Genomic DNA, 12,488 nt, shown 5'->3' with positions numbered 1-12,488 from the left:
ACTCACCACCCCCACCCAACTTGCCCTGCACATCCCCTAGACACGCCAAGGGCGGCCCCCTCGTCTCGCCAAAGATCCGGGGCCGCCCTTGCCAACCAGTCCACAACAGACCTGTTGGAGGCATCCAGCATGACCCATGCCCCCCGATCCGCGCTGCTGCGCGCGGCCCTGAACGCCGCCGAACGCGGCTGGCGCGTCTTCCCCCTCCGGCCGGGCACCAAGCGCCCCGCCCTGCACGGCGAAGCCACCTGCCCCCGCACCGGAGCCTGCACGCACGCCCACCAGAAGTGGGAGCAGCGCGCCACCACGAACCCCGACCGCATCCGAGCGGCCTGGTCGCAGGCCCCGTTCAACGTCGGCATCGCCACCGGACCCTCCGGCCTGCTCGTCGTCGACCTCGACATGCCCAAGACCACAAGCAGCAAAGGCAGTTCGGACGCGCCTGACGGCGCGGCAACCTTCGCAGCGCTCTGCGAGCGCGCCGGACACCGGGTGCCCGACACCTACCGGACTCGGACCGCGAGCGGCGGACAGCACCTGCACTTCACCGCCCCGGACGGGGTACGGCTGTCCAACACGGCAGGAACCATCGGGGAGTTGATCGACACCCGCGCATGGGGCGGCTACATCGTCGCTGCGGGCAGCATCCTGCCCGCCGGACGCTACGAAGCCCTGAGCGCCCCCGTGACGGCCCCTGTGCCCGCGTGGCTGCTGAGCATCCTGCAACCCGCCCCCAGGGCCGTACGGGCGCCCTCGGAGCCCGTAACGACGCAATCCAGCTCATACGCTGACATCGCACTCGGCAACGAGACGCGAAACGTCATGTCGGCCCAACCCGGCGGGCGGGAAGCCTCGTTGTTCCGGGCGGCGCGCGCTCTGGGACGGCTCATCGCGTGGGGCGACCTCCCCCGGCACGTGGTTGAACAGGCTCTTCAGGAGGCGGGGGAGTCGACCGGACTCACCGCTGCCGAGTGCCGCTCCACTCTCCGCAGCGCCCTGAACTGGTCCATCGCCCACAACCAGGTCAGGCGGGATGCGGCATGAGCACCCCACCGCGCCCCCGCCTGAAGAGCCTCACCCCCACCCCGGACGGCCCGATCCCCGCCGAACTCGCCCCGGCACAGGCGGACTTGGGCGACTCGAAGGGCGTCGCCGTAGGCGTCCCCACTGCTGTTCGACCTGACCCGCAGCAGGGCGACGGCCGGTACCCGGTCGCGTGGCTGACCATCTGCACCCCTCGCGGCGCCACCCCGACCGCCCGGTCGACGTGCCTGTGCGGCAGGGACCGCCGCGCGTTCGGCGCACGCAAGGTGCTCGCTTTGATCACCGAACACGCCGGCCACCGCGAACACTGCCCGCTCCGGGCCCCGCAGGAAGGGAGGACGGCCGCATGATGAACCGCCCCGACACCCAGACCGAGGAACTGCCCCCGCCCTCCAACCCGTTGGCAGTCGCGCGCCGGCTGCTGCCCGACTGGCAGAGCGAGGACGGCAAACTCGTGTTCCGGCGTTGGCGTGCCTCGTGGATGCGCTGGACCGGTACCTGCTGGCGCGAGATCGACGAGGCTCAGATCCGCAAGGCCATGTACGAGCGCCTCGAACACGTCGTCTTCCTCGCCCCGACCAAGGACGGGGAGACCGAGGAACGCGACTGGGCACCCACAAAGCAGAAGATCAGCAACCTGTTGGATGCCCTCGGCTCCATCACCCTGGTGCCCACCGACACCGACGCCCCTTCCTGGATCGACGACCAGGGCGCCCCCGAGCAGGACCAGGGCCTGATCGTGGCCTGCGAGAACGGCCTGTTGCGCATCCAGGACCGCGCCCTGATCCCGCACGGACCGGGATTCTTCAACCTCGGCTCCGTGCCCTTCGCCTACGACCCCGCAGCGCAGGCACCGACCTGGGAACGCTTCCTGGCTCAGGTCTGGCCCGATGACGCCGACGCCATCGCCGCACTTCAGGAATGGTTCGGCTACGTCCTGTCCGGCCGCACCGACCAGCAAAAGATCCTGCTCATCGTCGGCCCCTCCCGCTCCGGAAAGGGCACCATCGCCCGCGTCCTGAAGACACTCGTCGGCAAGGAGAATCTCGCCGGACCCACATTGGCCGGACTCGGCACGAACTTCGGACTGTCCACCCTCGTCGGCAAGCCGCTCGCGGTCATCTCCGACGCCCGGCTGTCCGGCAACGACAACAGCCAGGTCGTGGAACGGCTGTTGACGATCTCGGGTGAGGACACGATCGACGTCGACCGCAAGTACCGCGAGGTGTGGACCGGGAAACTGCCCACCCGGTTGATGATGCTGTCCAACGAACTGCCGCACTTCGGCGACTCCTCCGGGGTCATCGCCAAGCGGTTCGTACTGCTCAGTATGCGGTTGTCGTGGCTGGGCAAGGAAGATCCCACCCTCGTCGACCGCCTCATCGCAGAGATGCCCGGCATCCTCAACTGGGCACTGGACGGACTGGCCCGCCTTCAGCGCACCGGCCGGATCACGCAACCGCAGTCCAGTCGCGAAGCGGTCACCACCATGCAGGACACCGCCTCACCCACCAGCGCATTCGTCCGCGAACGCTGCACCACCGGACCCGCGTGCACGGTCCCCGTGGACGCACTGTGGACGGTCTGGCGCGAGTGGGCCGAAGACAACGGCGTCCGCGCCGGCACCAAACAAGTCTTCGGCCGCAACCTGCTCTCCGTCGTACCCCAACTCAACCGCACCCGGCCCCGAGCGCCGTCGGGCGAGGAACGGATCGCGACCTACAACGGCATCGCCCTCAGCGGTTGAGTCCACAATCCGCCGGGTCGCGGCCCATCGCGACCCACAGCCTGTGACCTGCGGTTTCTTCCGCACCCCATCGCGGCCCACCCCACCCGACGCTTGGGCCGCGATGGGTCGCAACACGAGCGCACAAAACCGCAGGTCACAGGCTTGGGCCGCGATGGGTCGCGACCCACAGCATTGTGACGCCAACCACACCCCGCCTCATCCTCTCCTCACCCCAGGGAGATCTCCGCATGAGCACCCCTACCCGGCGTCGCCACATCCCTGCCGATCCGTGGCTGGACCTGAGCGATGCACTCGTGGAAATCGGCATAACCCGCGCGACCTGGTACCGCTGGCGCAATCGCGGCTACGGACCTGAAGCCAAGCGCACGCAGACCGGCCGCATCCGCGTGCGCCGGAGCGTCCTGGACGCCTTTCTCGACGGAATGGATGCCGCGTGACCGAGTGGAGCTACACCGTAAAGATCTGGGCCATCCGCAAGCGTGACTATCGGAAGCCCTACCAACTCCGCTGGAAGGTAGGACTGCGCCCCCACTCGGAATCGTTCCTGACATTGGGCCTGGCGGAAAGTCGCCGGGCCCAACTCGTTACGGCGGCGCGCGACGGCGAAGCATTCGACGTGGAAAGCGGCCTGCCGAAGTCGCTGGTCACCAAGGACCGGGATATCTCGTGGTACGAGCACGCACGCAACTACATCGAGATGAAGTGGGACCACTCCCCCGCGTCGACCCGCCGCACTCTGGCCGAAGCCATGGCGACCGTGACCCCCGTGTTCGTGAAGGACACCAAGGGCATGCCAGACGCGCAAGCCGTCCGCTCGGCCCTCTACGGCTGGGCATTCAACATGAAGCGCAGGAATCAGGAGATTCCCACCGCCGTGGCCAAAGTGCTGGACTGGTTCGACCGCAAGTCACTGCCCACCTCGGCACTCTCTGACCTCATTCGAGTAAGAGCCGCCCTCAATGCCGTCTCCCTTCGGCTGGACGGCAAGACCGCGTCGGCGGGAATGATCAGCCGAAAGCGTGCAATCTTCTACAACTCGCTTGAGTACGCAGTAGAGGCCGAACTCCTCACCGACAACCCGCTCACCCGCATCAAGTGGAAAGCCCCCGAGCAGGTGGTTGAAGAGGTCGATCCGGCCTGCGTGCCGAACCCTGGTCAAGCGTCCAAGCTGTTGGCCGCCGTGCGAGATCAAAGCCCGCGCGGTCGACGTCTCGCAGCGTTCTTCGGCTGCATGTACTACGCGGCGGCACGGCCGGCCGAAGTCATCGGCCTACGGCGCCGAGACTGCGACCTGCCCCGACGCGGGTGGGGCCTGCTCCGTCTCAGGGACACCCGTCCCCGTTCCGGTTCCGCGTGGACGGACAGTGGCGAAGCGCACGACAAGCGCGGCCTGAAGCACCGTCCCCGAAAGGCGGTCCGGCACGTGCCGATCCCGCCCGAACTGGTCGCCTTGCTGCGGTGGCACCTCACCGCCTACGGCACGGCCAGCGAGGGACGGGTGTTCCAGACGATGCGCGGTGGGCTGGTCCAGGACACGGGCTATGGCGAGGTCTGGGCAGAGGCTCGCACCCGGGCCCTGACCACCGCCGAGTTCGAGTCTGTGTTGGCCAAGCGTCCGTATGATCTTCGCCACGCTGCGGTGTCCACTTGGCTCAGCTCAGGGGTAGAGCCTCAGCTCGTTGCCGAGCGCGCCGGCCACAGTGTGGCGGTGCTCTTCCGGGTCTACGCCAAGTTCCTCAAGGACGGCGACGACGCTGCCAACGCGAAGATCTCCGCTCGGCTGGGACAGGGCAGGTGACCGGCCTGAAATCCCGTCCACGCCCCGTCCACACACTTCGAGACACGGCGTTCGAATGCGAGACAGAGCGAGACAGCCGTTGAATCTCCATGGCGCATAACGAAGGGCCCGTGACCTGCACTGAATGCAGGTCACGGGCCCTTCGTTTCCGTGTGGCGGCGCCAGGGTTCGAACCTGGGTAGGCTAAGCCGGCAGATTTACAGTCTGCTCCCTTTGGCCACTCGGGCACACCGCCGGGGCTGCTGCCTCTCGAACCGCTTTTCGGCGGTGCTCCGTGGCAACGACGTAAACGATACCCGATGCCCAGGGGTGCTTCGCCACCCGATTGACCGGCGCTCGGAGGGGAGGGGGTGGCTAGGCTTATGCGGATGCGGCCCGGGGCCTGCGCCGGGCTCGGCGGCTGCCCCGACGCACGCCGATACGCAGTGACACGCATCGATACGCACCCCGATACAAGGAGCCACAGGACATGGCCGACTCCAGTTTCGACATCGTCTCGAAGGTCGAGCGGCAGGAGGTCGACAACGCCCTCAACCAGGCCGCCAAGGAGATCTCCCAGCGCTACGACTTCAAGGGCGTGGGTGCCTCGATCGCATGGTCCGCCGAGAAGATCCTCATGGAGGCGAACTCCGAGGAGCGGGTCAAGGCGATCCTCGACGTCTTCCAGTCCAAGCTGATCAAGCGCGGCATCTCGCTGAAGGCGCTGGACGCCGGTGAGCCGCAGCTCTCCGGCAAGGAGTACAAGATCTCCGCGTCGATCGAGGAGGGCATCTCCCAGGACAACGCGAAGAAGGTGGCGAAGATCATTCGCGACGAGGGTCCCAAGGGCGTGAAGGCCCAGGTGCAGGGCGACGAGCTGCGGGTCAGCTCGAAGAGCCGCGACGACCTCCAGGCCGTGCAGTCCCTGCTCAAGGGCAAGGACTTCGACTTCGCGCTGCAGTTCGTGAACTACCGGTAGAACCACGCTTCGCGCGTCCGCCGCGCGCGAGCTACGAGGAAGGGTGGGCATCCGTCGATGCCCACCCTTCTCGCCTGCTGGCTGCGGCACGGGGACGCGCTAGTTGCGCGAGTTGCCGAACAGGACGCGGTAGGCGATCAGGAGGACGAGCGCGCCACCTATCGCCGAGGCCCAAGTGGCGCCGTCGTAGAAGTTCTTGGCGACCGGGTGGTCCAGCCAGCGGGCCGAGATCCAGCCGCCGATGAACGCTCCCGCGACGCCGATGATGGTCGTACCGATGAAGCCGCCCGGGTCGCGGCCCGGCAGCAGGAATTTGGCGATGGCTCCGGCCAACAGTCCCAGGATGATCCAGCTGATGATGCCCATGCCGTGAACCTGCCCTCTCGCGCTGTGCTTGCACTGATCCGGAGCTGTGAATTCCGCCCGGACAGGCTGTGTTCGTAGGTCCTTGCCACGGCCTGTCGCTGAATGTTCCGCCGTGTCGATGAACAGGACGTCACGGATGCGTGTGGTGGTTGCAGGCATCGGTGGCCTGCGACGACCGCTCAGGATGCCTGTACCGTCGTGCGGATGCGGAAGCCGGTCCACGGTGTCGGTTCGGGGGCGCCTTCGTAGTCCTCGTACCAACCCGTGCCGTCGAGCCAGGAGCGCAGCCAGTCGGCGAGGCTGGGCGCGTCGACGTACCACGCGTGGTCGGCCTCGTCGGCGTTCGGCTCGTAGAGGAGGACCGTGGCCTGTGGGGTTCGGCAGTCCACGCACGCGTACATCGCGCAGCCCCAGTGGGATATCGGCAGGACGCCCTCGGGCCAGGGCCAGTCGGGGTCCTTGTGTCCGCTCGCGCGGTTGGCGAGGTACTGCGTGACGGCGGCGGGCTCGCCGGCCGGCGGGTTGTCGAGGAGGGGCAACAGGCCGTACTCCGGGCCGAATCCGCCGTCCCCTATCCGTGTGTAGAGCGCGGCGAGCAGCGGGGGCAGGCGGAACCCCAGGGCGGCCTCGGCGCGGGTCACCGTGGCCCCGTCCACCGGGGCGGGGAGTGAAGTCCGGCCCGACGGGCGGGTGTTGCGGGCTTCGGCGGCCACCCGTGTCAGCAGTTGCTGCTCGTTCTCGGTCATGGCTTCATGGTGCCGCGCGCCACTGACAATCGGGCCGGCCTGTGGACAACCCGGCGGTTGTGGAAAACCGCTGGCCGTGTGCTCCGGCTGCGGGCGTGGTGCGGTGACGAACGGTCAGGACAGGCGGACGTCGACGTGCCGTTCGGCGAGGAACGCGAGCAGTTCCTCGAACGTCGGCGGGCGCCGGCCGGTGTGCGGGGTGACGTCGAGGCAGGCGCGGGCTACGGCGGCGTCGTGCCAGACGAGGGTGAAGGGCGAGGCGGCTCCCCAGCGGCCGCGCAAGCAGTCGTTCAGAGCGTCCAGGCCCCGACCGAAGTATCCGGCGGGGCCGTTCACCGCCTCGCCCAGGGCGCAGAAGAAGCCGGGTGCGTCGGTGATGTGGCTGCCGTCGAGGTGATAGGTGGTGCCCGGCGGACGGTCCGAGGTGTCGTGGGTGTGGTTCGCCAGGGCCGTGTCGAGCCAGGATCGGCGGCCTTCCGCGTCGCAACCGGCCCAGTGGTTGGGTTCGGAGGGGCGGCCCTCGCCCCACAGGTCCCACACCTCCCGGGCCGCGAGCGGTGGGCGTTCCGACCAGGGGTCGAGGGTGAGGTCGACCAGGCCCGAGCCGCGCGCGGACGGGATCCAGGCCCGTAACTCGCCCTCGGCGGCGGGCTGCACGGGCCGGCCGGACGAGTCGACGCGCACCACCTTGACGTGGCCCAGGTCCTCTTCCCCGCCGTCCAGTGCCGCCCGCAGCGCACCGCGCGGGGAGCAGCCCAACAGGCGCAGGGGAGGCTCCAGTTGTTCGGGCCGGTCCTCCTGGACGTGGGCCAGGTCCCGGCAGCCGCCCCATGGCTGGCCGTCCGCGCCCAGTACCCGGTAGCCCGGCGACAGGGGCGGGCGCTGCGGATAGTCGTAGAGGTTGTCGTCGGACTGCCTGCCCTCGACGGTGACGTCCCTCAGTGACAGGTCACGCGCGCAGGGACGGTCGCCTACGACGCGTACGTCCTCCAGCCGCCACTCGCCCTCTCCCCCGCCGGTCCTGCCGAGGGTCTCCAGGGTGAGTAGGCCTAGCGGTGCCGAACCGTCGGCACGCGCGCGTGCGAGGGCTGTTCGCAGGTCGCCCTCGGGTGCGCAGCCGAGGAGTTCGTACGTCCCGCGCGCGGGTGGGGGCGGGTCGGCGAAGAGATCGGCGGCGTCCTCGCACAGGGCCCAGGTCTCCTCGTAGCCGTGCTCGCCGGTGGACTCGGCACCTTCGTCGTACGACAGCAGGACGTACTTGGGCGCCCCCACCGCTGCCCGCCGTCAGCGGGTGGCGAACGGCTGGTCCGTGGGCACGATTTCGCGGCCCAGGGGGAACAGCGAGACCGGGATCAGCTTGAAGTTGGCGATGCCGAACGGGATGCCGATGATCGTGATGCACATGGCGATGCCGGTGACGATGTGCGCGAGGGCCAGCCACCAGCCCGCGAGGATCAGCCACAGGACGTTGCCTACGCAGGAGGGGGCGCCCGCGTCCCGGCGCTCGACCGTCGTGTACCCGAAGGGCCACAGGGCGTAGACGCCGATACGGAAGGCGGCGATCCCGAACGGGATGCCGATGATCGTGATGCACAGCAGCGCGCCCGCGAAGAGGTACCCGAGGAACAGCCAGAAGCCGCTCAGGACGAGCCAAATGACGTTCAGGATGGTTTTCACTGAGGGCGACCTGCCATCTTTTCGAGCCGGGCGATCCGCTCCGCCATCGGCGGATGTGTCGAGAACATCTTGGAGAGTCCCTGGCCCGGGCGGAAGGGGTTCGCGATCATCATGTGGCTCGCGGTCTCGATGCGGGGCTCCGGGGGCAGCGGAAGCTGCTTGGTGCCGGCGTCGAGCTTGCGCAGCGCGCTCGCGAGGGCGAGGGGGTCTCCGGTGAGCTGGGCGCCGGAAGCGTCCGCCTCGTACTCCCTTGAGCGGCTGATGGCCAACTGGATGAGGCTGGCCGCGAGGGGACCCAGGATCATGATCATCAACATGCCCAGGATGCCGGGGCCGTCGTCGTCGTTCGAGCGGCCGATCGGGATCAGCCAGGCGAAGTTGACCAGGAACATGATCACCGAGGCGAGGGCGCCGGCGACCGAGGAGATCAGGATGTCGCGGTTGTAGACATGGCTGAGTTCGTGGCCGATGACTCCGCGCAGCTCGCGCTCGTCCAGGATGCGCAGGATGCCCTCCGTGCAGCACACGGCGGCGTTGCGCGGGTTGCGGCCCGTCGCGAAGGCGTTGGGGGCCTCCGTGGGCGAGATGTACAGGCGCGGCATCGGCTGGCGGGCCTGGGTGGAGAGGTCGCGGACCATCCGGTACAGGGCCGGGGCCTCGAACTCGCTCACCGGGCGGGCGCGCATCGCGCGTAGCGCCAGTTTGTCGCTGTTCCAGTACGCGTACGCGTTCGTGCCCAGCGCGATCACGACCGCTACGACGAGGCCCGTGCGGCCGAAGAAGCTGCCGATGACGATGATGAGTGCGGACAGTCCCCCGAGGAGAACTGCGGTCCTGAGCCCGTTGTGCCGGCGGTGCACGGTACGCCCTCCAAATCGTGCAGCAGGGGAACCCTTTGCTTGCTGGTCTCTGATGCCACCGGTGTCGTGGTGTCACGTCCAGTGGACCCTCCCGTACTGGTCAACGCCAGGCGGGGGGCTCTAGTTCCCTTGTGCGTACGACGCCGGGGGTGGGCCGTCCGGGTGAGGACGGTGGTATGTGCCGGTGGCTCAGAAGAGTCCGGTGCCGGCGAAGCGCAGGACCAGTTGGGGTGCTCCGGAGAGGGCGATTCCGAGGGCGCCGGTGAGGGCGAGCGCGGCGGTGAGGGGCGCGGGGACGCGGTGCTTGCCGTGCTCGCCCACCGGGGCGCGGAACAGCAGGGCCGTCCACTGGAGGTAGTAGAAGAGCGCGATCACCACGTTGACGGCCATGACGACAGCCAGCCAGCCCAGGCCCGCGTCGACGGCCGCCGAGAAGACGGTCACCTTGGCGAAGAGTCCGATGACACCCGGCGGCAGCCCGGCGAGGCACAGCAGGAAGAAGGCCAGGAGCAGTGCTGCGAGCGGGTTCGACGCGTACAGGCCGCGGTAGTCGCTGATCCGGTTGAGGGCTCTGCTACGGCCCACCAGAGCAGCTACCGCAAAGGCGCCGAGGTTCACGGCCGCGTACATGAGGGCGTAGGCGACGGTGGAGCCGATCGACTTCTGGGCGTCCTTCGAGTACGCGGCGGCGGCGATCGGCACCAGGAGGTAGCCGGCCTGGCCGACGGAGGACCAGGCGAGCAGCCGTACCGCGCTGTACACGCGCGTGGCCTGTTGGCGCAGGGCGCCCAGGTTGCCGACCGTCATGGTGAGGGCGGCCAGGGCGGCGAGTGCCGGGCCCCACACGTCGGCGTACGACGGGAAGGCGACGACGGTGACGAGGATCAGGCCCGAGAAGCCGACCGCCTTGCCGACGACCGACAAGTAGGCGGCGATCGGGAGGGGCGCTCCTACGTAGGTATCGGGTACCCAGAAGTGGAAGGGGACGGCGGCCGTCTTGAAGGCGAAGCCGACGAGGGTGAGCGCGACGCCGGTCTGGGCGAGGGTGTGGAACTGGCCGTCGACGTGCTGGATGCGGTCGGCGATCCGGGTGACGTACAGGGTGCCCGTGGTGGCGTACACGAAGCTGACGCCCATCAGGCTGACCGCGGTCGCGGTGACCGAGGACAGGAAGAACTTGAGAGCCGCTTCGGCGGACTTCTTGTCGCCGTGCCGGATGCCGACAAGGGCGAAGGCGGGCAGGGAGGCAACTTCCAGGGCGACGATCAGGGTCGCGAGGTCACGGGAGGCGGGCAGGAGGGCGGCACCCGCGGCGGAGGACAGCAGCAGGAACCAGTACTCCCCTTCGGGGAGTCCTTTGTCGGCGTCCTTCAGGGTGGTGATCGACAGGAGGGCAGCCAACAGGGCGCCGCCGAGGACCAGGAACTGGATGACCAGGGTGAAGCGGTCCGCCGTATAGCTGCAGGCGGTCGCGTCGCCGGTGAGGCAGAAGGTGGCGCGGTCGCCGTCCAGGAGGGGCAGCAGCATCAGGGCCGAGGCGGCCAGGCCCGCGACCGACACCCAGCCCAGGAGTGCCTTTCTGGCCTCCTGGAGGAACAGGTCGGCGACGAGGACCACCAGGCCGACGACCGCCGTGATGGTGGGCGGTGCGATCGCGAGCCAGTCGACGGACTGGACCATCGACTCCGCGAGAGGCTGGGCCAGGGCGCTCATCGGTTGCCTCCTGCGAGGAGCTGCTGCACGGCCGGGTCGGTCAGGCCGAGGAGTGCCTTCGGCCACAGGCCGGCGGCGACGGTGAGGGCGACGAGCGGGGTCCACGCGGCGAACTCGTACGTCTGGACGTCGGCGAGCTTCGGCGCTTCCTGCGCCACGGCGCCCATGCAGACGCGGCGGACCACGGCGAGCATGTAGGCGGCGGTCAGCAGGGTGCCGAAGGCCGCGATCGCCATGAAGGTGAGGAAGGCCGGGCGGCTGAGGTCGGCGGCGGGCTTGAACGCGCCGAACAGCGCGAGCATCTCGCCCCAGAATCCGGCGAGTCCGGGCAGTCCGAGCGAGGCGACGGCAGCGAACGCGAGCAGGCCGCCGAGGCGCGGGGCCTTGCCGTAGAGGGCTGCACCCGTCTCCTCGGCCAGGGTGTCCAAGTCGGTAGTGCCCGTGCGGTCCTTGAGGGCGCCGACGAGGAAGAACAGGAGGCCGGTGATGAGGCCGTGGGCGATGTTGGCGAACAGGGCGCCGTTCACACCGGTCGGGGTCATCGTCGAGATGCCGAGCAGGACGAAGCCCATGTGGCCGACGGAGGAGTACGCGATGAGGCGCTTGAGGTCGCCCTTCGCGCCCTGTTTCGCGAGGGCGAGGCAGGCCAGGGAGCCGTAGATGATCCCGACGACGGCGAAGGCCGCGAGGTAGGGCGCGAAGGTGTGCATGCCGTCGGGGGCGATCGGCAGCAGGATGCGGACGAACCCGTACGTGCCCATCTTGAGCATCACGCCGGCGAGCAGGACCGAGCCGACGGTCGGGGCGGCGGTGTGAGCGTCGGGCAGCCAGCTGTGCAGGGGCCACATCGGGGTCTTGACCGCGAGCCCGATCCCGATCGCCAGAACGGCGATGACCTGCACGGATGTGGTCAGCGACCGGCCGTTGTCAGTGGCGAGTGCCACCATGTCGAATGTGCCCGCCTTGATTCCGATCAGGAGCAGGCCGAGCAGCATGACGACGGAGCCGAGCAGCGTGAAGAGGATGAACTTCCAGGCGGCCTGGGTCCGTTGGGCACCGCCCCAGCGGGCGATGAGGAAGTACATCGGGATCAGGACGGTCTCGAAGGCGAGGAAGAAGAGGATCAGGTCGAGGACGGCGAAGGTGGCGAGGGTGCCGGACTCCAGGACGAGGATCAGGGCGACGAACGCCTTCGGGGACGGGCCCGACGGCATCTTGAAGTAGGAGTAGAGCGCGCAGAGGAAGGTCAGCAGCGCGGTCAGGACCAGGAGGGGGAGGGAGATGCCGTCGATGCCGAGGTGGATGCGCACGTCGAGTGCGGGGATCCAGCTGATGTCGGTCGTGGCCTGCATCTTCGAGGGATGGTCGTGGTCGAAGCCGAGCGCGAGGACGATCGCGGCGATGAGGATCACGCCGGTCACGGTGACGCCGTGCCGTAGTACGGCCTGCTCGGGCGACTTCCCCTTCAGTCCCGGCGGGGCGGGCAGGAGGGCGGTGACGGCGCCCAGGAGCGGGCCGACGACGATGAACGCCAGAAGGACCTGCATCACGGACTCGTTGATATCGATCACGCCTG

General features: G+C 68.7%; 13 protein-coding genes and 1 tRNA gene. 6 read left to right on the top strand and 8 right to left on the bottom strand.

The annotated features are described in order from the left end of the window. Positions 1 to 129 precede the first annotated feature (129 nt). The 5 genes from OG496_RS33480 (at position 130) to OG496_RS33460 (ending at position 4,592) form a co-directional block, all read left to right on the top strand. On the top strand, positions 130 to 1,044 hold the full coding sequence (locus OG496_RS33480) for a bifunctional DNA primase/polymerase (RefSeq protein ID WP_405973577.1): 915 nt from the start codon (positions 130 to 132) through the stop codon (positions 1,042 to 1,044). Further along, positions 1,041 to 1,394, top strand: coding sequence for a hypothetical protein (locus OG496_RS33475; protein WP_405973576.1), 354 nt, complete (start codon positions 1,041 to 1,043; stop codon positions 1,392 to 1,394). The genes OG496_RS33480 and OG496_RS33475 overlap by 4 nt, the downstream gene beginning before the upstream one ends. Beyond that, positions 1,391 to 2,791 (top strand): phage/plasmid primase, P4 family, encoded by a 1,401-nt coding sequence (locus tag OG496_RS33470; RefSeq protein ID WP_405973575.1) that lies wholly within the window; start codon positions 1,391 to 1,393, stop codon positions 2,789 to 2,791. Before OG496_RS33475 ends, OG496_RS33470 begins: the two co-directional genes overlap by 4 nt. Before the next feature lie 230 nt (positions 2,792 to 3,021). Next, complete coding sequence (locus OG496_RS33465) at positions 3,022 to 3,231, top strand: helix-turn-helix transcriptional regulator (RefSeq protein ID WP_405973574.1); 210 nt, start codon at positions 3,022 to 3,024, stop codon at positions 3,229 to 3,231. Continuing rightward, positions 3,228 to 4,592 carry a tyrosine-type recombinase/integrase gene (locus OG496_RS33460; protein WP_405973573.1) on the top strand — a complete coding sequence of 455 codons (1,365 nt, stop codon included), beginning with the start codon at positions 3,228 to 3,230 and terminating at the stop codon, positions 4,590 to 4,592. Before OG496_RS33465 ends, OG496_RS33460 begins: the two co-directional genes overlap by 4 nt. Before the next feature lie 153 nt (positions 4,593 to 4,745). On the opposite strand, the gene OG496_RS33455 is transcribed toward OG496_RS33460, so the two are convergent. After that, positions 4,746 to 4,827: transfer RNA gene (locus tag OG496_RS33455), tRNA-Tyr, on the bottom strand. A gap of 234 nt (positions 4,828 to 5,061) precedes the next feature. Here OG496_RS33455 and OG496_RS33450 point away from each other — a divergent pair. Next, entirely contained in the window at positions 5,062 to 5,550 is a 489-nt protein-coding gene (locus tag OG496_RS33450) for a YajQ family cyclic di-GMP-binding protein (protein ID WP_366489089.1), read from the top strand. Positions 5,551 to 5,649: 99 nt separating this feature from the next. On the opposite strand, the gene OG496_RS33445 is transcribed toward OG496_RS33450, so the two are convergent. The 7 genes from OG496_RS33445 to OG496_RS33415 form a co-directional block, all read right to left on the bottom strand. Further along, on the bottom strand, positions 5,650 to 5,916 hold the full coding sequence (locus OG496_RS33445; RefSeq protein WP_366489088.1) for a GlsB/YeaQ/YmgE family stress response membrane protein: 267 nt from the start codon (positions 5,914 to 5,916) through the stop codon (positions 5,650 to 5,652). Between the two features lie 179 nt (positions 5,917 to 6,095). Beyond that, positions 6,096 to 6,662, bottom strand: a complete 567-nt coding sequence (locus tag OG496_RS33440; RefSeq protein WP_405973572.1) for an SMI1/KNR4 family protein — start codon at positions 6,660 to 6,662, stop codon at positions 6,096 to 6,098. Positions 6,663 to 6,776: 114 nt separating this feature from the next. After that, entirely contained in the window at positions 6,777 to 7,934 is a 1,158-nt protein-coding gene (locus OG496_RS33435) for a barstar family protein (protein WP_405973571.1), read from the bottom strand. 12 nt (positions 7,935 to 7,946) lie between these two features. Continuing rightward, positions 7,947 to 8,339, bottom strand: a complete 393-nt coding sequence (locus OG496_RS33430) for a YccF domain-containing protein (protein WP_043682718.1) — start codon at positions 8,337 to 8,339, stop codon at positions 7,947 to 7,949. Continuing rightward, positions 8,336 to 9,199, bottom strand: a complete 864-nt coding sequence (gene htpX, locus OG496_RS33425) for a zinc metalloprotease HtpX (protein WP_043682714.1) — start codon at positions 9,197 to 9,199, stop codon at positions 8,336 to 8,338. Before htpX ends, OG496_RS33430 begins: the two co-directional genes overlap by 4 nt. Positions 9,200 to 9,388: 189 nt before the next feature. Next, positions 9,389 to 10,912: an NADH-quinone oxidoreductase subunit N gene (locus OG496_RS33420; protein WP_405973570.1), complete on the bottom strand. Its 1,524-nt coding sequence runs from the start codon at positions 10,910 to 10,912 to the stop codon at positions 9,389 to 9,391. Continuing rightward, the gene (locus OG496_RS33415) at positions 10,909 to 12,483 is read right to left on the bottom strand and encodes an NADH-quinone oxidoreductase subunit M (RefSeq protein WP_366489081.1); all 1,575 of its coding nucleotides are present in this window, start codon (positions 12,481 to 12,483) and stop codon (positions 10,909 to 10,911) included. The genes OG496_RS33420 and OG496_RS33415 overlap by 4 nt, the downstream gene beginning before the upstream one ends. Positions 12,484 to 12,488: the final 5 nt, after the last annotated feature.

The sequence above is a fragment of the Streptomyces sp. NBC_00988 genome, assembly GCF_045162645.1.
Classification (GTDB): Bacteria; Actinomycetota; Actinomycetes; order Streptomycetales; family Streptomycetaceae; genus Streptomyces.
The sequence above is the reverse complement of the archived record's forward strand: the minus strand, read 5'-3'. Positions and strand labels throughout refer to the sequence as shown.

Coding starts and splice junctions, on each gene's coding strand:
- OG496_RS33480 (WP_405973577.1), top strand. CDS start 130: ATGACCCATGCCCCCCGATCCGCGCTGCTGCGCGCGGCCCTGAACGCC.
- OG496_RS33475 (WP_405973576.1), top strand. CDS start 1,041: ATGAGCACCCCACCGCGCCCCCGCCTGAAGAGCCTCACCCCCACCCCG.
- OG496_RS33470 (WP_405973575.1), top strand. CDS start 1,391: ATGATGAACCGCCCCGACACCCAGACCGAGGAACTGCCCCCGCCCTCC.
- OG496_RS33465 (WP_405973574.1), top strand. CDS start 3,022: ATGAGCACCCCTACCCGGCGTCGCCACATCCCTGCCGATCCGTGGCTG.
- OG496_RS33450 (WP_366489089.1), top strand. CDS start 5,062: ATGGCCGACTCCAGTTTCGACATCGTCTCGAAGGTCGAGCGGCAGGAG.
- OG496_RS33445 (WP_366489088.1), bottom strand. CDS start 5,916: ATGGGCATCATCAGCTGGATCATCCTGGGACTGTTGGCCGGAGCCATC.
- OG496_RS33440 (WP_405973572.1), bottom strand. CDS start 6,662: ATGACCGAGAACGAGCAGCAACTGCTGACACGGGTGGCCGCCGAAGCC.
- OG496_RS33420 (WP_405973570.1), bottom strand. CDS start 10,912: ATGAGCGCCCTGGCCCAGCCTCTCGCGGAGTCGATGGTCCAGTCCGTC.